The organism is Leptospira paudalimensis (assembly GCF_026151345.1).
Lineage (GTDB): Bacteria > Spirochaetota > Leptospiria > Leptospirales > Leptospiraceae > Leptospira_A > Leptospira_A paudalimensis.
Genome location: NZ_JAMQPR010000001.1, coordinates 1824126 through 1844671, shown reverse-complemented (window position 1 = coordinate 1844671; position 20546 = coordinate 1824126). Strand labels below are relative to the sequence as shown.

The 20546-nt window shown below is 38.7% G+C and carries 17 protein-coding genes; 15 read left to right on the top strand and 2 right to left on the bottom strand.

What is annotated here, in order from left to right; all coding sequences use genetic code 11:
* Window positions 1-176: 176 nt before the first annotated feature.
* Window positions 177-2096 carry an O-antigen ligase family protein gene (locus ND855_RS08590; RefSeq protein ID WP_265358005.1) on the bottom strand — a complete coding sequence of 640 codons (1920 nt, stop codon included), beginning with the start codon at window positions 2094-2096 and terminating at the stop codon, window positions 177-179.
* A 30-nt stretch (window positions 2097-2126) separates the two neighbouring features.
* On the opposite strand from ND855_RS08590, the gene ND855_RS08585 reads away from it, so the two are divergent.
* From ND855_RS08585 to ND855_RS08540, 10 genes are all read left to right on the top strand, one after another.
* Window positions 2127-2948 (top strand): glycosyltransferase family 2 protein, encoded by an 822-nt coding sequence (locus ND855_RS08585; protein ID WP_265358004.1) that lies wholly within the window; start codon window positions 2127-2129, stop codon window positions 2946-2948.
* Complete coding sequence (locus tag ND855_RS08580; protein ID WP_265358003.1) at window positions 2935-3708, top strand: LBBP_01157 family protein; 774 nt, start codon at window positions 2935-2937, stop codon at window positions 3706-3708. Before ND855_RS08585 ends, ND855_RS08580 begins: the two co-directional genes overlap by 14 nt.
* Entirely contained in the window at window positions 3698-4285 is a 588-nt protein-coding gene (locus ND855_RS08575) for a D-sedoheptulose 7-phosphate isomerase (protein ID WP_265358002.1), read from the top strand. Before ND855_RS08580 ends, ND855_RS08575 begins: the two co-directional genes overlap by 11 nt.
* A complete protein-coding gene (locus ND855_RS08570) occupies window positions 4272-5033 on the top strand; it encodes an ATP-binding cassette domain-containing protein (RefSeq protein WP_265358001.1) in 762 nt (253 codons plus the stop codon). Before ND855_RS08575 ends, ND855_RS08570 begins: the two co-directional genes overlap by 14 nt.
* Window positions 4993-6474 (top strand): FHA domain-containing protein, encoded by a 1482-nt coding sequence (locus ND855_RS08565; protein WP_265358000.1) that lies wholly within the window; start codon window positions 4993-4995, stop codon window positions 6472-6474. Before ND855_RS08570 ends, ND855_RS08565 begins: the two co-directional genes overlap by 41 nt.
* On the top strand, window positions 6425-7306 hold the full coding sequence (locus tag ND855_RS08560) for a hypothetical protein (RefSeq protein WP_407658709.1): 882 nt from the start codon (window positions 6425-6427) through the stop codon (window positions 7304-7306). Before ND855_RS08565 ends, ND855_RS08560 begins: the two co-directional genes overlap by 50 nt.
* A gap of 78 nt (window positions 7307-7384) precedes the next feature.
* Entirely contained in the window at window positions 7385-8779 is a 1395-nt protein-coding gene (leuC, locus tag ND855_RS08555) for a 3-isopropylmalate dehydratase large subunit (protein ID WP_265357998.1), read from the top strand.
* Window position 8780: 1 nt separating this feature from the next.
* Entirely contained in the window at window positions 8781-9407 is a 627-nt protein-coding gene (leuD, locus tag ND855_RS08550; RefSeq protein ID WP_265357997.1) for a 3-isopropylmalate dehydratase small subunit, read from the top strand.
* An 8-nt stretch (window positions 9408-9415) separates the two neighbouring features.
* The gene (locus tag ND855_RS08545; RefSeq protein WP_135662990.1) at window positions 9416-9793 is read left to right on the top strand and encodes an FKBP-type peptidyl-prolyl cis-trans isomerase; all 378 of its coding nucleotides are present in this window, start codon (window positions 9416-9418) and stop codon (window positions 9791-9793) included.
* Window positions 9794-10795 carry a PLP-dependent cysteine synthase family protein gene (locus ND855_RS08540; protein ID WP_265357996.1) on the top strand — a complete coding sequence of 334 codons (1002 nt, stop codon included), beginning with the start codon at window positions 9794-9796 and terminating at the stop codon, window positions 10793-10795. It begins immediately after the preceding gene.
* Here ND855_RS08540 and ND855_RS08535 read toward each other — a convergent pair.
* Window positions 10792-12498, bottom strand: coding sequence for a patatin-like phospholipase family protein (locus tag ND855_RS08535; RefSeq protein ID WP_265357995.1), 1707 nt, complete (start codon window positions 12496-12498; stop codon window positions 10792-10794). The two genes, ND855_RS08540 and ND855_RS08535, sit on opposite strands and share 4 nt — an antisense overlap.
* Before the next feature lie 130 nt (window positions 12499-12628).
* On the opposite strand from ND855_RS08535, the gene recN reads away from it, so the two are divergent.
* The 5 genes from recN (at window position 12629) to ND855_RS08510 (ending at window position 20533) form a co-directional block, all read left to right on the top strand.
* Window positions 12629-14338: a DNA repair protein RecN gene (gene recN / locus ND855_RS08530; protein WP_265357994.1), complete on the top strand. Its 1710-nt coding sequence runs from the start codon at window positions 12629-12631 to the stop codon at window positions 14336-14338.
* Between the two features lie 75 nt (window positions 14339-14413).
* The gene (locus tag ND855_RS08525; protein ID WP_100717075.1) at window positions 14414-15031 is read left to right on the top strand and encodes a MotA/TolQ/ExbB proton channel family protein; all 618 of its coding nucleotides are present in this window, start codon (window positions 14414-14416) and stop codon (window positions 15029-15031) included.
* A gap of 6 nt (window positions 15032-15037) precedes the next feature.
* A complete protein-coding gene (locus tag ND855_RS08520; protein WP_100717074.1) occupies window positions 15038-15469 on the top strand; it encodes an ExbD/TolR family protein in 432 nt (143 codons plus the stop codon).
* 3 nt (window positions 15470-15472) lie between these two features.
* Window positions 15473-18349, top strand: a complete 2877-nt coding sequence (locus ND855_RS08515) for a BamA/OMP85 family outer membrane protein (RefSeq protein ID WP_265357993.1) — start codon at window positions 15473-15475, stop codon at window positions 18347-18349.
* A complete protein-coding gene (locus tag ND855_RS08510; protein ID WP_265357992.1) occupies window positions 18350-20533 on the top strand; it encodes an ATP-dependent helicase in 2184 nt (727 codons plus the stop codon). It begins immediately after the preceding gene.
* Window positions 20534-20546 lie beyond the last annotated feature (13 nt).

Here is a 20546-nt window from a genome sequence, read left to right as displayed (position 1 = left end):
ACGACTACATGCAAATAAAATGGTAGCCAACCCGCGTAGGGAGCGTGGAACCATTTTTCTTTAGGACAGGATGTTCGAAGTCGCGAGTCGGACGGGCTGAAAACGAAAGGCCAGGATGGCCGAAGTTTGAAGTGATACCCTCAAATTAATTCAACCTAACTATCGACAATTATGATTTACTCACAATTCCCTGTGATTTGGATCCTCGGCAAATAAGGTTCGTTTCCCTCCCACTCATACCAAAACCCAAAATCCACAAACTCTGGTGTTCCCTGTAGCATATCACTTGGATCTACGGAGACCAGATGATCATTTCCTGTGATTGGAAGTGAGCTCGTTTTGAGTATGCGCTCTCCTTGAACTCTATATTCCTTGTCTTGGTCAAAACTCTCTCGTTTTCGAATTTCAACAAGAATGGAATTGGGTAAGTGTTTCTCAAATTCCTTGTCCCAGAGAATTTTCACTTGGATTGGCTTTTTTCTAACGACTGGTTCGGTTCTAAAATTCAATTCTTTGTCCAAACAGCCTGAAAGTTTGAAATACCATTCTTTGGGAGAACCTGGTAACGGAATTGGAGTTTCTGCACCGATTGACATTTGTGAGAATGGACTTGGAAAGTTATCTTTGGTCCTTGTTCGGTGAATAACCAAATCCTTATCTTCCGTTTGGCTCCACAGATAGGTGACAGTCAGAGAGGAAAAGAGCCAAAGTAAAATCATTCCGAAGGAAACGGGAATGAAATTTCGATTAAGAAAAAAAGTTTTAGAACTTTTCTCAAGTTGATCCTTAATTGTGGATTGGAAATCAAATTTGTTTTTTCTCAATTGTGGGAGAATCGATAATAAACCCATAAAAGGTAATAAAACTTCATCATCTAACAAATAACACTGAAAACTTCCCGCTAAGAGAACTACAAAAATTCCGATCGAAAACAGAAATTGATTTTGAGTGGATTCGATTTGTTTACAAATCACCCACAAAAAACTCAAAAAGAAAATAAAGGCAAAACTTCCTCCAAGTAGGATGTCATGGAAAAAATCAAAATGTGCATGTGATTTGGGCGTTATGAACAAATCATAATAGAGTTCTGGAAATTGATCGATGATGGGAATGGCAGAATCAATAAATCGTTCTCCATAGTTCCCTGCACCAATTCCAAAAAGAAAATTTTCTCTAACCAAAATGAAATTGATCTTATGGATCCAAATCCTTTGATTCTCTAGCGAACGTTTGGTGAAGATGTCATCAATGGCCCTTTGGAATATCCAATTGGTATGATAAAAGCTGATAAAGATTGCCAGAATCAAAAATATTCCAAATACGAGCCAAGGTAGGATTTTTTTTAAAGATGGTTTTTTATTTTGATACAGAAGGATGGAACTAAACAAAAAACCAATCCAAATTGACCGGCTTTGGTTTAAAAATAGAAGTAAAATCCCTAACAAAGAGAAACTAAAAAACAACAAAGAAACTTTCCACAAATGGATTCGGATTTTTTTCTTTTGGAAGAGAACAAATGTTTTTTCCAAAACCGAAGGAAGGTATAAAGCAAGTAGGCCACCATAGGTTAAATGGGTGCTTTGGAAACCGATTGGTAAATAAATTGAAATTCCATGTAGAATTGCGAGTAAATGAGGAAGTCGTTTTCCCTCGATATAACGAAAACCATCCATTACATAGGGAGCAAGTCTGTAGTGGAAAAAACAAGATACAAGTCCTGAAAGGATCAGGAAAATCGCTCCCAAAAGAACCGCTTTTTGTAATTTTTTTTTCTGTAAGTTTGTAAGTGATGTTTGGTGGAGGAGTAAAAAAGCCATCCATAGATCACCAAATTCAGATTTTACGATGTCTTTTTTCCAATGGATCTCTTGGAATTCGATGAGGGGAAAAATTAAGAAACTAACATAGAGTCCGATCCAAAAAAGAAGTGCATTGGGGAACTTGGGCAGTTCTTTGTTTTTGATTTGGTGTAAGAATAAAAAGAATAGGGATAGCCCCGCGAAGATTTGGCTAAGGCTAATGGAAAAAGGGGAGAAAGCCAAAAAAAGCCAGAGAAAAACATAGGAAACTTTATGAAATGTTTCTTTCCCAATCATATTTGGTTCTAAGAATAGGTTTTAACTCCTATGGATGGCAAGAGAAAAAGAAAATTGTCAGTGGCAATCATCACCTTCAATGAAGAAAAAAATATTGGTGATTGCATTCGATCCGTAATCACCTTTGCAGACGAAATCATCGTACTTGATTCATTAAGCACAGACAAAACAAAAGAAATCGCAACATCGTTCCCCACCGTTCGATTTTTTGAAGCTCCCTTTCCGGGCCATGTCGAACAAAAAAACAAAGCCATTTCCTATTGTCAAAATGATTGGATCCTATCTTTAGATGCAGATGAAAGAGTAAACGAAACACTCCAAAAATCAATCATCACGTTCCTAGAAGCGGATGAAATCCATTGTGAAGGATTTAAAATCGCAAGGCTTACGTTCCATTTAGGTAAGTGGATCCGTTACAGTGGATGGTATCCCCAACGCCGTTACCGATTGTTTCAGAAAGAAAGTGCAAATTGGGTAGGTGAAAACCCTCACGACTATATAGAATTAAAAATGGGATCTCGAGGAAAGGTAATGAAAGGTGATATCTTACATTATAGTTTTACCGATTTTAGCCACCAAATCAATACGATCAATCAATTCTCAAGTATTGTTGCTTACACTCGTTATGCGAAAGGAGAAAGGTTTTCTCTTCTAAAAACAATTTTTAAACCCTTTGGAAAATTCTTTGAAATTTATGTATTTAAATTTGGTTTTTTAGATGGAATCCCAGGACTTTGGATTGCTCTTGCATCTTCCTTTTCTACCTTTCTGAAATATGCGAAATTATATGAATTGGACAATTTGAAGTTGGAACGACCTTCTAATGTAAGAAAAGACTATGGCAAAAAATAGTTCACCAAAGAAAAGGGGATTTTGGAAAAAATTCCTCTCCCTATTCCAATCAGACCAAAGTTCCAAAGGAAAGGATTCTGAAAAACGGAAAAAAGAGCCAAAATCGTTTCTTATGGAATGGGTTACAGCAAGTGAATCTTGGAAAAAGAAACTCCCCACAAAACAGGTAAGCTCAGGCCTCGTTACCGAAACAAAAAAGTTTCGCTTAACAAAAACAAATGAAAAACTATTTCGAATCGAAGGTGAAGATTATTCGATCATCTTAGTTACCGATAACCATTTGTATAAAAATAAGGATGGGAAATGGGCAGGTGTGTTATTTGTTGATGAGGGTGATTTGAACCAAAATCTAACCAAAGAGATTGGGAATTTAGATGACTTTCTGAATCAATTTGCCATACCAAAAGCAGATCTATTTTTAGAGACCGATGCTCCCAAAGATGATTGGCGGGTTGTTCTTGGTTGGGAAAGATTTTGGCAGGAACAATTGTTGTTACAAATGTCACCGAATTCAATGGCACTTGTTATGTTGGCCATCGGAGAAGAGTGTAAAGATTTTTTTGTTAAAATCGCAACGGAAAGGCAAAAACGCCTCGTTAGGGACGAGTTATTCTATTTGAATTTAGGTGTTAGTAACCAAAACAATCCACACTCCAAAACAAAAAATCTTTATGGTTTTGGTTCTGCATTAAAAGAATTTGGTAATAAAATCAATCTGATACAAGAAAGAAGAGAAAAGGAATTAGAACATGGAGCATAGTACAATCATCCAATCCCAAATTGAAGAATCCATACGAGTCAAAGAACAACTCCTTCCTTCTTTATTACCAAATATATCCGCTGCAGGAAAACTGTTAGTGGACTCATTACGAAATGATGGAACTTTGTTTTTTTGTGGTAACGGTGGATCTAGTTGTGATGCATCTCATATTGCAGCAGAATTGGTTGTACGTTATAAATCAGGGAATGAAAGGAAAGCAATTCCTGCCATTGCTCTGAACAGTGACCAAGCAGTGTTAACAGCTTGTTCCAATGATTATGGATATGAATTTTTGTTCCAAAGACAAATCCAAGCGTTTGGAAAACCGAAAGATGTATTTGTTGGCTTAACAACTTCCGGAAATTCGCAAAACATCATTTTGGCGGTAGAAGAAGCTAAAAAAATTGGAATGAAAGTTGTATTACTACTTGGTGGAGACGGTGGAAAGTTAAAAGGAAAAGCAGATGCGGAAATGATAGTTCCTTCTAAAGTCACTGCAAGGATTCAAGAATCCCACATTTTAATTGGACATATACTTTGTAGTATCATAGAGAAGGAATTGTTTGGACTCGACTAATCGTAACGTCATCCAAATTAAAAATGCCTCGTTAATCACTAAAGAAGGCCATTCCATTTGGAGATCCATTGGAATGGAAATCAAAGCCGGAACCATCCATGGAATTATCGGCGAATCTGGATCCGGAAAATCGACTCTTGCACTAGCTTTATTTTCCATTTTACCTGACGACAGCAAAATCAGTTATGATTTATTTTCTGTGTTAGGTTGTGATGTTTTCTCCAATGAGTTTCCAGAGAAAAAGAATGTTTTCCTCGTCCCTCAGAATCCCAATTTAGCCTTCCATCCCTACCGAACGATTGGGAGCCAAGTTTTAGATTTTTTAAAACTCTCTAAAGTAAACCATGTCACTGAAGAAATCGTTTTATCTTATTTTGATCAATTGTCCATCCCTCGTGGGCATTGGAATCGAGTGGCAAAAAACCTTTCAGGAGGTGAAAAACAACGGATCTTACTCACGTTAGCCTTCCTTCGTTTTCCAAAAATTCTAGTTTTGGATGAGCCAACAACGGGGCTTGATGCTTTTTCTGAAAAAATTGTATTGGAAACTGTTCAAAATTTTGCAAAATCAGGGATGACAGTTGTTTTTATTACACATGAACTTAGGATCATCGAAAGTCTAGCATCCCAAGTTACGATAATGAAAGAAGGGGAAGTGATTGAGACTCTTCCCATAAACAACCACCAATTGGAGCCAAATTCGGAATATGGGAAACAACTCAAGGAAGCATCTGTTTTATTTCAATAGGATTGTTTTCCTTTTCTTTTTTCTTTTGCCCTTGTCTCTATTTCCGGAGGGCCAAGTCTCCTTTCGTTCCATTGACCTTAGATCCTATCCAGATGTAAAACTCCGTTTGCATGTAAATGGAAATTTAAATACTGGTGGTTATACCCTCCAAGAACAATTGGGGAATACGGTAAGGCTCACTGAAGACATCCACTTATCCCAACTTGAAACTAAAAACCCAATCTATCTGAATATTTCCATTCCCAGTTACACAAATGCGGAAGACAGAAGGTGGTTACTCCACCTTGTCCAACAACTTGTCAAATTATCGGAACAAAGTGGTGGCCATTCTAAACTCCATATCCAGTCGGACCAAACATTTCATGTGTTTGAACGGATTCGTTCCCAAGTTTTGGATGTATCATTTCCCTTCCCAAAGGAAAATAACTTACAGTTTCCGATTCGTAATTGGGAACGATTTGTTGATTCGATTCCAACGAATGAAACCAAAGAAGATCATATCTTATTGCTCGTGAGTTTTGCAAAGGAATGGCCTGATCGTTTTGAAATTCCAGAGTTTGCAAGGCGTATCAATGACAAGGACTTACGTTTGATTGTGCTCTCCCCCAATTCATTGGAAGCCAATAAACTTGTGAGTTATACAAAGGGAAATTTTTATCCAATTTCAAAGTCGGAGAGTTTTGAATTTTTATTTTCTGATCTTAAAGCAACGATGAGTCCTGATTGGTTGATTTCTTATCCTTCTCCATGGAATTTATCTTTGTGGAAAGAAAATGAAATTTATGGGACTCTAACATCTGTTACAAATGGTGTCAGGTTTGAATACCAATATGAAATTTCTCCATTCCAAACTTTATATCTCAAAATTTCAGATCCTTTTGTTTTTTTCCCCGTGAGTCTATTTCTCATTTTACTATGCATTGCATCCCTTTATTATTTAAGAGGATTTGAACCCATTCAGAATGAACGAAGGAATGGAATCGAAAAAACTGCTATCCTCGTCCCTGAAGGTGAGAACTTGGAACGAAAAGAGGAACTTGCCGTTTATGATCGTATGTATGGAGAAACCTTAGAGAAGGCGGCAAAGGATAGAGAAATCGCTCTTGTGACCAAAGAAAAGGAGATTTTGCCAGGAGTTTCCTATACCTATGCTGTCATCCAAGTACGACAAGGGAGCCAAATGTATGAACCTATTCCTTTACAGTGGGATGAGATGACAATTGGCAATTTTGAATCCAACCATATTGTCTTACATGATCCAAATGTTTCTGGTTTCCATGCAAAGATAAAAAACCGAAGGGGAAAATATATATTGTTTGATTGTCTTTCCCATTCGGGTGTATACTTAAACGGCAAAAAATTATTACGTCCAAAAGTTTTGCACAATTTGGATGAAATTCAATTGGGTAAAACCATCCTTACGTTTCGAGGGAGATACTAAAATGGAAGCAGTTGGAAAATTGAGAAAGGTAACGCGTTTCGCTGTTTGTTCTGTTTCCCTATTTGTATTTTTATTTTGTTCTGGCGAAACGAACAAAAATGATACGGCTACTTCTCTTTATCTCGCGAAAGAATCGGGAGCCAGCGGTTGCACTGTGGCCGGACTTGGTTCTCAACTAAAAGCAGGTTATACAGGGATCACAACGAGTTCCCAGTCGGTTTCTTTTTTACTTGCTGGGGATACCTATTATTCCGTGATGCAAATCAAAGGTGCTCAAATTGGGACAAGGGTAGTTTTGTCTAGGGTGACAAAAGTGGCAGTGTATTCGTCCACAAGTTGCCCTTTGGAATTGAATGTTGCTCCACTTGCCAAAGAAGGTACAGAATACACCAAAACAGACTCGACCCAAACCATCATTAGTTTCACAAAATCAGGAAGTTACCTCCTTTACGTGTACCAAAAAGAAAGTGGCACTGCCAATCCCTTGTCCGTGTTAACGGATGGGACTGCGGTACAAACTGTTTCCGATTCAGACCTCACTGATTTATTGAATGGTGGTTCCACCAAAACCTACAAATTTGCTTGTGCCATAGGTGGTGGGGTTTGCCAAAATTATTATGGGTATTTGACAAGTTGCCTCTCGGGTACAAAACAAACAGCTAAGTGCACAGAGACAGGTGTGGTCGGATCCTGCAAGGTGACCCAATCCAGTGTCGGGTACATCATCAGTGTGTACACAGCGCCTCTTACTGGTGGGGCTGGCACGGCAGCCGCCCATTGTTCCAGTATCTCAGGGACGTATGTAGACGGCTCTACTGTCCAAACACCTTAAGAATCAATCTATTTTTTCAAATTCCCTGGACACAGACCCCCATGTCCGAGTTATGACTGGAAGTGAGGGAGTCTAGTTATGAAAACCATGTTTGAGAAGATTTGGAATGACCATTTGGTTCACGAGGAAGATGGGACCTGCCTAATCTATATTGATAGACACCTGGTGCATGAGGTAACAAGCCCACAGGCCTTCGAAAGTTTAAAATTGACCAACCGAAGGGTGAGACGTCCCGATGCAACTTTTGCAACGATGGACCACAACGTATCCACAAGGACTAGAGATTGGAAATCCGTGGATCCCATTTCTGTTTTGCAAATGCAAACATTGATGGATAATTGTAAAGAAAACGGCATTACTTTATTTGATATCAACCATCCTGATAATGGAATTGTTCACGTAGTCGCACCAGAACTTGGTCTTACCCATCCTGGTATGACAATTGTTTGTGGGGATTCTCACACAGCAACACACGGAGCTTTTGGAGCTCTTGCTTTTGGGATTGGTACATCAGAAGTGGAACATGTGTTAGCAACACAAACCCTTGTCCAAAAAAAACCTAAAACCTTAGAAATCAGAGTGGATGGAAAACTTTCTCCACTTGTATCCGCAAAAGACATCGTACTTGCGATCATTGGAAAAATTGGTACAGATGGTGCGACTGGCTATGTGATTGAATTTACGGGTGAGGCCATTCGTTCCCTCAGTATGGAAGGCCGTATGACCATTTGTAATATGGCAATTGAAGCTGGTGCAAGAGCAGGTCTCATCTCACCAGATGAAACTACCATCAACTACATCAAAGGTCGGGACTTTGCTCCAAAAGGAGAACAGTTTGAAATTGCGGTTGCTAAGTGGAAAGCCTATGCCACAGACCCTGGGGCTAAATTTGATAAAACTGTCATCCTCAATGCAAATGAAATTGCACCTATGGTGTCTTGGGGAACATCCCCTGGCCAAGTGATTCCAGTCACGGCAACAGTACCAAGTCCGAATGATTTTACTGACCCAGTCCAACGTAAATCCGCAGAATCAGCACTTGCGTATATGGATTTAAAACCAGGGCAAAAACTTTCCGATGTGAAAGTGAATAAAGTATTCATTGGATCTTGTACCAATTCAAGGATTGAAGACCTGCGTGTTGTTGCAAACACGGTCAAAGGGAAAAAAGTAAGTAAAGACGTGGAGGCCATCATTGTTCCAGGTTCTGGCCGAGTGAAACGCCAAGCAGAAAGTGAAGGTCTTGATAAGATCTTTTTAGAAGCTGGTTTCCAATGGCGTAACCCAGGTTGTTCGATGTGCCTTGCTATGAATGACGATGTATTGTCTCCAGGAGATCGTTGTGCTTCCACTTCCAACAGGAACTTTGAAGGAAGACAAGGAAAAGGTGGAAGGACACATTTAGTGGGACCCGCAATGGCAGCAGCAGTTGCTGTAGAAGGTCATTTTGTAGACATTCGGGAGTGGAAATAAGATGAAAGCATTTACGAAATTAAAAGGGATCGCAGCCTTACTTGACAAAGCAAACGTAGACACAGACCAAATCATCCCCAAACAATTCCTTCGTAAAATCGAAAGATCAGGGTTTGGACAACATTTATTCCATGATTGGAGATTTCTGGATGATGCAGGACAAAAACCAAATCCTGATTTTGTTCTCAATGCACCTAGATACCAAGGGGCAACCATTCTTGTCACTCGTGACAATTTTGGATGTGGTTCTTCTCGTGAACACGCACCTTGGGCATTAGAAGATTACGGGTTTCGTGCCATCCTTTCTCCATCCTACGCGGATATTTTTTACAATAACTGCTTTAAGAACGGAATGTTACCGATCGTTTTACCAGAAGGACAAATCGAAGAAATATTCCAAACGATCGATAAAAAACCTGGTGCCAATTTGGAAATTGATTTGGAAAACCAAGTTGTGATCACAGAAGAAGGGAAAAAATACCCTTTTGAAGTCGATGCCTTCCGTAAACATTGCTTACTCAATGGTTTGGACGACATTGGTCTTACCCTCCAAAAAGCAGATTTTATTCAAAAATTTGAAGAAAAGAACCAAAAAGATGTTCCCTGGTTGTACAGAAAGAGTGTATAATTAGCCACATGAAACAGTTATTTTTAACTCTCAGTTTATTTCTATTTGTGACAGGACTTTCTGCAGACGAACTTCTCATCCAAGACACCAAACAAGGGTTAGGGAAAGAAGCGATCCGTGGAACGACAGTTGTGGTTCATTATACGGGAAAACTTACCAATGGAAAGGTATTTGATTCATCTGTCGACAGAGGGGAACCGTTTAGTTTCCAATTGGGACAAGGCCAAGTGATCCAAGGTTGGGAACGAGGGATTGTCGGTATGAAGGAAGGTGGAAAACGCAAACTAACCATTCCACCAAAGTTTGGATATGGTGACAGAGCTGTGGGTCCAATTCCTGCTAACTCTACACTTGTGTTTGATGTTGAGTTAATCAAAGTTAAATAAATGATAGATCCAATTTCCAAAGGGATTGATGACTTTGGCAACAGTTTGTTGCAAGCGCTTAACAATGTACAAGGTATCTTTGGAAAGGAACTTTCCGTTGCCAAACCGATCAAAGACAATGTCTTACAATTGATTGGCAACACCCCGCTGATCCGATTGAATCGAATTGGTTCCGAGTATTCGGGAGTTCAATTTTATTTAAAAGCAGAGTTTTTAAATCCCACTGGTTCTGCGAAGGATCGGACTGCCATTGCGATGGTATTAGATGCCGAAAAACGTGGAAAATTAAAAAAAGGAATGCCCATTATCCTTTCAGGTGCTGGTTCTTCCTCTGTTAGTTTCACATGGATTGGAAAGGTAAAAGGTTACCCTGTTTATTGCCTTGTTCCACTCACAACTTCCCCAGAACGAGTCCAACTCCTCAGGAGTTATGGTGCAGAAGTGACCGTGACAAATGAATCTGATCCTTTGAAGTTATTGGAACTTGCGGAAGAAAAATCCAAAAAAATGGGTGGTTACTTGCCTGATGAATTAGAAAATCCAGCCAATCCCAATTTCCATTTTAAGACGACGGGTCCTGAAATTTGGCGCGATTTACAAGGGAAGGTAGGTGCTGTGATCTCAGCACCAGGTTCAGGTGGGGCTATTACAGGAATTGGTCGTTACCTAAAGTCACAAGACAGAAGGGTTAAGGTCATCATCGCTGGAAAACAAAACTCTCCTTTTATGGAGTATGGAAAAACAGACAATCCAAAAGAAAGAGAAAGGATCCGTCTTCCTGCAGTGTATGATCCAAAACTCATTGATCATTATTTCCATGTGACAAAAGACGAAGCCTTACACCTGCAAGCTGACTTATATGAAAAAGAAGGTATTTTTGCTGGTCTTACTACTGGTACTGTGATTACAGGTGCCCTTCGATTTTCTGAAACACTTTCGGAATCAGAAAAAAATGAAAGAAACCCTTTTAACATTGTGATTTTATCCCCTGATCGGGATTAATTTTTTTCGCTAAACAGTTGTTTGATTTCTTCGAGTGAACTTTTTGTCACTGTTTCTCCTAGTTCAATAAACTCCTTACTCCTCCAAAATTCAAACCAATTTGAATTGGGGAGGATTGGATTTAAATACACATCTGCTTCCTGAGCGCTATATTTACCGATTCGATATTGTAACGAATACAAACTGTTCACAATGATATCGAGTACATTTAAGTTGAGGAGTTTGTTTGTTTTCATTTCATCTTTGGAACTCGGCATGGAGTTAATCGCGATGATTTTTTGGATTCCTTCTTGGGTGAGTGCAGAAACAGGGAGTGGGTTTACAATTCCCCCATCTACATAGGTTTTTCCATTTTCTTGTGGTTGGGGTACAAAGACTCCAGGGATGGAGATACTTGCCATGACAGCATCCAATACCTTTCCTTCCGATAGAACAATCTCTTGTCGAGTTGAAATATCACAACTAATGAGCCTTAGTTTGATCGGCAAATCATCAAAGTACAAATCACCTAAGTATTTTTCGAGGAGTGTTCGAACATGTTTTCCATGGAGTAAACCTTGTCCTGGAAAGGATAAGTCTACCAGTTTGAACATTTTAAATAGACTATCAATTTCACCGAGTAAGGGAAGGATTCCTTTGTAACCCAGGCCACTCGCCCAAAATGCGCCGATGATCGCACCAATACTGGTTCCAGCGATCATGTCTGGAATGATGCCTTCTTCTTCCATCACCTTCATGATCCCAACTTGTGCAAGGCCAAGAGCAGCTCCTCCACCGAGGGCAACTCCCATTTCAACCCCTGAAAGTTCTCTTGCTTTCCTACGAATGAAAATTTCCCACTTACCGTGGTCTAGGATATCCCTGATATTGGTTTCGTGGTAGAGGATTTGATTTTCCTTTGCATCTTTTGTGATCGAATCACAAAGATTTGATTCTACATCTTTGGAAACAAAATTTTCAATATGGTCAGCTTCATCGAGTAACAGTTGTTTGAGCTCTGATTCTGTGTCAGGAAATACTTCTAAAAAAATAAAAGAATGGCTCGCATAATGTTTGCCTAAGGTTTCTTTGATGCGGTCTGCATCTTTGAATTTGTAAGATTTCGCATGAGGAATGGGCAGATTGCTATTTTGGCCAAAATGCAGGATGACTGCTTTTTTACCAGATTCTCTTTCAATACTCGTTACCAGTTCTTCGGAAAACTTTTCTTTTGCGATCGGATCGGAATGGACAAGGCAAACAACAGAATTTCGAAAGTATTCCTTTCCACCTAACAGTTCCCCACGTAAGGATTTTGTCAGCATTTTGGAAAATGTGATGGAAAGGTACGGGATTTTTTGAATTAATTTTTGGAATTCTGACTGCGACAAAACCAAAAATCTTGATTCAGTGACGGTAACAGCCGTATGGTTGTGTTTTTCGCCCGTTAATAGAGCTTGGATTCCAAAATATTCTCCTTTTTTTAAGTATTGAACTTCTTCTTCTCGTTTGCCTTCTCCTTTTTTGGGGAGAAACAATTTAATCCCACCAGAAAGAATTAAAAATAAACTCCGATCACTATCACCAGCAGTGAAAAGGATTTCGTCTCTTTCTCTTTCTACAATGTGAACTGACTCAGCCACCCAAGTTTTTTCTTTTTTCGAAAGACTGCGGAATAGGGGTAAACTTGAAACGAGGTGGATTTTGCCTTCAAGATCTTTCATAGGGTGCCTTTTCCACCAGAGTTTCAAAAAGGAAGGGAAGAGAAATTGAGAATTTTTAAGTTTTTCAAAAAATTTCGTTGACTACTTATATGTTAAGTAGTAACTGTTTGTATAGCAAACAGGAGTCTATATGATCACACATTTGAAAATTAAGGATTTTGCCCTTTTTGAATCTCTTGAACTTTCCCTCTCGGATGGTTTGTCCGTCTTCACTGGAGAATCTGGTGCTGGAAAATCTTTAATTTTCGATGCATTGGCTTCGCTTTTTGGTGGAAGGTGTTCCACTGCCAATATTCGGCAAGGAAAGGATCGTTATTCCTTACAAGCCGTTTTATCCCTCACTGGCCAAAACCAAACAAAAGATTATCTGATGGAACAAGGGTTTCGTTATACGGGTGATGAAATTGTCATCACAAAGGAACTAATGAAAGATGGAAAGGCAAGAGTGAAAATCGGTGAGAGTCTTGCTTCCACCACTCATTTACGAGAACTCGGCAAAACAATGGCGGAGATCCATTGCCAGAACGAACAACTTTTTCTTTTAGAAAAATCTAACCAATTGGAATTCCTTGATCGGTTTGGAAATTTGGAGTCACTAAAATTTAAATTCAAATCTGCCTTACAACAATACCGTCATTGGAAACAAAAACTTTCTGACTTTGAAGAAACTCGGAAAACCATGTTAAAACGAAAGGAAATTTTGGAATATGAGGTGGAAGAAATCGAAACAATTGCACCGAAAGATGGAGAAGAAGAGAGTTTAAGTTCCGAAGAAAGTTTACTCGCCAATGGAGAAAAATTAGCAGAAAACTACCGTTTGGTGTTAGAAGAACTTTCGGAAAAAGAAAATTCCATCCTCAAAGTATTCCCAAGCCTCATCCATGCCATCCAAAAAGTTACCATTCTTATCCCTGAAAAAAGAGACATGTTAGAAGAATGGGAAGAGGTGTATGACAGGCTTAAGTCATTGAAGTCAGTCATCCGTGAAGAAGAGGAAGAATTATTTTTCAGTCCGGAACGTTTGGACATGGTGCAGGCAAGGCTCCAAGACCTTAAAAAATTGAAGAAAAAATACAATGGAAGCATCGGAGAAATCAACCAACTCTTAGAAGAGAAAAAATCGGAACTCGAACGTTGGAAGGAACAAGCTGGTGATGAAGATTTTTTACGCATCAAAAAGGACCAATGTTTGTCGGAACTCAAAGAATTAGGATTCCAACTTTCAAAGTTAAGAAGGAATGCCATTTCCCAATTCGAAGAAGAGGTACAAAAAGAAATGGTGGATTTAGGTCTCGAGGGAGGGAAACTCCAAGTGGTACTTCGATGGGAGGAAAATCCTGAAGGTGAAGTTGAGGAAGGATCCAAGTCCTATTTTCTTTCAGAATCAGGGCTTGACCAAATCGAATTCTATTTTAGCGCCAACCCGGGGGAAAAACCTCGACCTCTCCGCAAAGTAGCTTCTGGAGGGGAACTGTCTCGGGTGATGCTTGCACTTCGAAGTGTCCTTGGCAAACAAGCACCTTCGCCCCAAATGTTGGTTCTGGACGAAGTGGATACGGGACTTGGTGGTGAAGCGGCAGAGGCCATGGCCATAAAGCTTAAAAAACTAGCACGAAATTCACAAATCCTGCTCATCACTCACACCCAACAAGTGGCAGCGGCGGGAGACCACCAAATTAAGATCGAAAAACGGCAAGAAGGTGGTCGAACTGTCTCGGAAGCATCAGTTTTGGATTTTGAAGAGAGGAAACGGGAGCTGGCACGGATGATCGGAGGAAAACAGGTGACTTCTGCTGTCCTCAAAGCGGCAACTGACCTTTTGATGAAAAAAGCTGGTTAGTCCTTTAAAAATAGTATTTGGCGAAAAAGGGAAGACTGAAAACTCTATTCGTAATCCTTCAATGGGGTCTCATTCATGTCTTTTCCTTTCGCTAAATCAGATTCAATCATTTCATCGGTTCCTCCACAAACCATTCCCATCTTGATCATTTTTGTATCCATCGTTGGTTTTACCATCATCGTGGAACGACTTGTATATTATTGGAGATTAAAAAGTATCCCACAAGATCACTTTCGTCGGGTAAGAGAACTTGCCAGAGAAGGTAAGTGGGACGATGCAAAAGATGTCCTCACTCAAGACGTACAATCCCCAGCGGCAATCTTACTTCGAATGGCCTTTGACTTAAAACGCCGTGGTGTTTCGTTTTGGGAAGAAGATATCAAACAAGAAGGATTCCGACAAATTTATTTGATGGAACGTTACCTCACTGGACTTGGGACCATTGCAACCATTGCACCATTGTTAGGAGTTCTTGGAACTGTGATTGGTATCGTAAGATCCTTTGCCGAAGGTGCGGGAACACAAGGTGCCGAAGTGGGTATTTCGGAAGCACTCATCACAACAGCGATGGGACTTGGAATAGCGATTCCAGCTTATATTTTTTATAATGTTTTTTCTAGAATGAAGGAAGAGAAAATTACGGAAATGGAAAACGTAACAGATTTAGTTCTTCCTCATTTGAACAAACGATAACAAAAAATGAAATTTCGTAAAACAACAAAGTCATTTAACAATATCGAACTTGCACCGCTTATCGATGTAATTTCTTTTATTGTAATTTACTTTCTAATGAATGCAACATTGGAAAAAAATACCGCTTTAAAAGTGGAATTGCCAAGATCTTCAAGTGTTGCAAAAGAAAAACAAAAAGATGAACTAGTCATCACTGTTGATAAACAGGGTAAAATTTATTTGGATCAAAATTCCGAACCAGTTCCTTTAGAAGGACTAACAGAAAAAATCAATGGTTTTTTAGGACCTGAAAAAGAGAGAGATCCAAAGAAAAACAAAGTGATCATTCGCGGAGATGGTGGTGCGTCCTACCAAGTTGTTGTTAAAGTGATTGATGCAGTGAATGCTGCAGGTGTTAGTCGCTTTAATCTTGCAATGGTAAAAGGCACTACTAAGTAATTTTTGAAACTTCGTAAAAATTTAAAATACCTTAGCCTATTTGTATTGTCTTTGCTTTTGATTACATCTGCAGAGTGGGTATCCTTATGGTCTAACCGCTCTGTATTCATCGATAAAGTCATAACGAAAATAGAATTTAAGGGAAACATAAATACATCTTCGGATGATATTTTGGAATTAATGGATATGAGACCCGGGATCCAACTTTCCCAAGGTTTACTCAATGCTGACATGCGCGCATTGTTTGTTTCAGGTTTTTTCTACCACATCGACATCCAAGGGGAAGCAGATGGTGATGGAGTTAAAATCTTAGTCCTAGTAAAAGAACGACCTAGGGTTAAAGATATTGATTTTATCGGCGCTGATGAAGTTTTCCCTTCTGACCTAAGAGATAAAATTCCATTGAAGGAAAATGAAGTCATAACTCCAAAGAAAGTGACTCTTTCAAAAGAAGTGATTTTGAAAAAATACCGAGACGAAGGATTTTTTCTAGCCTATGTTCGTTTTGAAACGGAACCAGTGAATCCGGAAACAAACACAGTTAAGGTGAAGTTTATTATTGATGAGGGAGAAGAAATTCCAGTCAGTAAAATCAATATCTTTGGTAATAATGAAATCGATACATACGATATCCAAGGAATCATGGATTTAAAGGAAAGTGGTATCATTGAATCAGGAGTATTCAAAGAGTCTGCTTTTGAATCAGATAAACAAAAAGTTGCTGCGTATTTAAAATCTAGGGGATATGTAGACGCAGAAATAAGTAATGAAGGCACAAATTGGGAAATCCGTTGGGAAAATCCCAAGAAAAAAGACAAAAGGGTTGTTATCGTTAATTTTAAAATTATTGAAGGTGAACAATACTTTTATAACGGTTATACAACGAATCATGACCTAACCATTGCTCCCAATGGGATGCCACAGTTTTTAAATAAAGAAAACAATCCTATTGGAACTCCAAAAGAGGAATGGTCTCCTGTTTACCCAGTCAAGTTTTTAGAAGATCAGTTTGAGTTTGCACCTGCCGACGTGGGAGAAGTTTTTGATGAGACAAAATTTCAAAAGGATAGATCTTCAATTAACGAAGCTTATTCGGCAAAAGGATACTTGTTTGCTCAGGTAATTCCAAGAAGAAAAGTTATCGAACTTAGCGATGGATCATTGTCACGTTACGAGAATTGTGATAAAAGAGGAAATCCGGATGCAATCGCTGATTGTAATGAAGAATACAATCGATTGAATGTGGCAAGGCTCAGAAAAATATATGAAGAAGATCCTAAGTTACGTGGTAAAAAATTCATCCATGTCGATTTTACGATCCGTGAAAATAACTTAGCATTCATTGAAAATATCATCATTAAGGGAAATAAAAAAACCCAAGACCGAGTCATTCGGCGCGAATTATTATTTAAGCCTGGTGATTTATTTAACTCAACTCTCGTGAACCGATCTAGGGAAAGGATCTTTAACTTAGGTTATTTCAAAGAAGTAAACTTCAACATGAGACCAGGTTCAGATGAGACAAAGATGAACCTAATCATCGAACTTGTAGAACAACCAACCGGAACTGTTTCGATGGGGGGTGGATACGGAACTATTACTGGATTTTCCATCTTTACACAGTTAGGTGAGAATAACTTAAATGGATCAGGGCAACAAATTACCGGAAGGGTGGAATTTGGTCCCATTCGTAGATACTTACAAATCTCTTGGACAGAACCATGGTTTATGGACAAACCTTGGTCCTTAACTCTTTCTGCCTTTTATTCTTCACGTACTTTGTTTGTGGGAGCTACTTCCATTACAGAAAACAACAACCAAGGGATCAAAGAAGTTGCTTCTTATGAAAGATCGGGAGTGGGTGTCAGTGCAGGTATTGGACACAGGTTTCTCATTAACTGGACACATTTCCATCGTTATTCCCCATCCTTTTTTGCCTCAACTAGGCCTACGTCTCTTGTATCTGACCAGGTACTTGCCGAAGTGGATCGTGGGTGGCAATTTCGGTCACAGTTAACGAATGGTCTTGCTTACGATAGCCGTGATAACATTTTTAACTCAACACAAGGATTTCACTTAATTTTTTCAGTTGATAATGTGGGTCAATTTTTAGGTGGAGAAAGCCATTTTGATCAATTTAGCCCTATATTAGAATATTATCATACATGGTTCGATTATACTTTTTTTGGTTTAATCCGAAAAAATGCTCTGAGAAGATGGAGAGTTGTCCAACAATTTAGAACGTCTTCTGTCTTTACGTTTGAAAGGACTCCTAAATATAGAAACCAGGACAAAGAAAGGATACCATATATCCAAGTACAAGACCGGCTATTTTTAGGTGGTTATGAGTCCTTACGTGGATGGTTTTTTGACGATAAATACTATCCTGATGAATGGAAAGATGGTGCTTCTAGTCGGGTTTTGTTTACGTCTGAATTAAGGTTTCCAATTGAACCAACCTTATTGTGGTTTGTTATCTTTTTTGATGCAGGTTCGATGTATGAGCAGATCAATCGTGCTGTCGGGGAACGAAAGGAATTTTTTAAGAACTATGATAGTTTGGTTGCATCTCAAAGGTCAACGGAACCGGTCGAAACATACTTATTCGAAAACTATAATTCTTTTGGTAAAAAAATCTACGATTCTCCACTTGTTGTGAATGATCCAGGAAATTTGGTGCTTTCGAGTAAAAACCTATCCATGTCTAATTTTCGATTTTCTTGGGGTTTTGGTCTAAGGATCCAAATTCCTGTACTTCCACTTCGCTTGTATTTTGCACAAAAGATACGTTATACTGGAGTGGAGGATAGGCCATTTGGATTGTATCCTGATAATAATAGTTTCCAGTTTGTATTTGGAATTGGGGACATGCGATTCTAAGTGGAGTTAGTTGGTCTAAATGCAGAACAAAAACTAGCTGTTGAAACTGTCGATGGACCACTTTTGATTTTGGCTGGTGCGGGTTCTGGCAAAACAAGAGTTATCACCTACAGAATTGCAAATTTAATCCTCAATCACAAAATTTATCCAAACCAGATTTTAGCTGTTACATTTACCAATAAAGCTGCAGAGGAAATGCGATCCAGATGCAGAAGTTTATTACCAGATGGAACCTATGAACCTTTTGTTCGTACCTTCCATTCCCTTTGTTTGTATCTATTGAGGAGAGAAGGTAAGGTATTAGGACTTGGGAGTAATTTCACTGTGTATGACAGTGATATGCAAGAGTCACTGATCAAAGAAATTTTAAAGTCAAAGGAAATGGATACAAAGGAATTTCGTCCATCAAGTCTTGCGAATCAATTTTCCCAAGCCAAAGATTCCTTTTTAACAGCCGAAGAATTTGCTAAAAAAAAGGCAGATGATGCTTATACAAAATCAATTGCTTCCGTATTTTTGGAATATGAAAAAAGGAAATCATTACGTAACGCATTGGATTTTGGTGATTTAATTCTAAAGACTGTGATTCTATTTCGTGATTTTCCAGTCATTTTGGAGAAATACCAGAGATTATGGAAATACATCATGGTAGACGAATACCAAGATACGAATAAAATACAATACCATTTGGTTCAGTCACTTTCTTCCTTTCATAAAAACTTATGTGTGGTTGGTGATGATGATCAGTCCATTTATTCTTGGCGCGGTGCTGATATATCGAATATATTAAATTTTAAAAAAGATTATCCTGATGCAGTTGTTGTCAAATTAGAAGAAAATTACCGGTCCACAAAAACCATCATCGAATCTGCGGCTGCCTTAATTGCGAATAACAAACAAAGAACCAATAAAACCTTACGCACTGAAAATCCGTTAGGTGATAAAATCAAACTCACTGCATACCAGAACGAGATGGAAGAGTCGGAAGGAATTGTTCAAAAAATAGTAACCGGATTCCGAAGAGGAAAAAAATATTCAAACTTTGCTATCTTTTATAGAACCAATTCACAATCCAGATACTTTGAAGAAGCACTTCGGAAAAAAGCAATCCCATATAAAATTTTTGGCGGGTTTCGTTTTTTTGACAGAAAAGAAGTAAAAGATCTAATTGCCTATTTGTCAGTTGTAGTGAATCCAGTGGATTCAACATCTTTACTTCGTATCATCAACTCTCCTCCCAGAGGAATTGGAGATACTACCGTCAATCGGCTTCTGACCCATTCTGTAAAAGAAGGATTATCTTTATTTGAGTGTTTAGGCCAACCAATTCCTGAAATCAAAAAAGGAACCTCACAAAAATTACATTCGTTGTATCGTATGTTTGAATCAGCAATGGAAGATTTAAGAAAAAAAACTCCTTCCGAAATTGCTTACGATGTTTTAGAACATTCTGGTTATCGTGAATTTTTAGAAAATGAAGCGACTGAGGATTCGTTTTCGAGACTATCAAATTTAAATGAATTTGTGAATGCACTGAAAGAATTTGAAGAAACTAACTCTGAAGCAACCTTAGAAGAATATTTAAGTAATATTTCGTTGATTACAAGTGAAGAAAATTCAAAAGATCTTCCAGATTACGTAATCCTTATGACAGTTCACAATGCGAAGGGATTAGAATTCCCTCATGTATTTATGGCTGGTATGGAAGAGGGAACGTTTCCTCATTTTCTTTCGATTGATTCACCAGAGGGAATCGAAGAAGAAAGAAGGCTTGCATACGTTGCGATCACTCGAGCACGCGAACATTTAGAGATTAGTTTTAGTCGGTTTACTCGAAAATTTGGAGAAGTAGATGCTCGTTTACCATCCCAATTTTTGGAGGAGATTCCAAAAGAATTTTTGGAAGGGGAATTTACAGAAAATCGATATGGTGTTAGAAGGCCAGATGTTGCTCCGCGTGCGGAAAGGTTTCAAAAATCAGAAGAAAAATTTGAATCAGTTCTTGCGAAAACAGGAGACAGTGATTTCCAAATCGGAATGAAAGTTAGACATAAAGTATACGGAGAAGGACGTATTTTGAGTTTGTCTGGTTCTGGGGACAACCGAAAGGTAGAAGTGAGATTTGGATCCCATTTGGATAAAAAATTCTTATTGGCATATACACCATTAGAGATAATATCATGAGGAATCAGGGGTA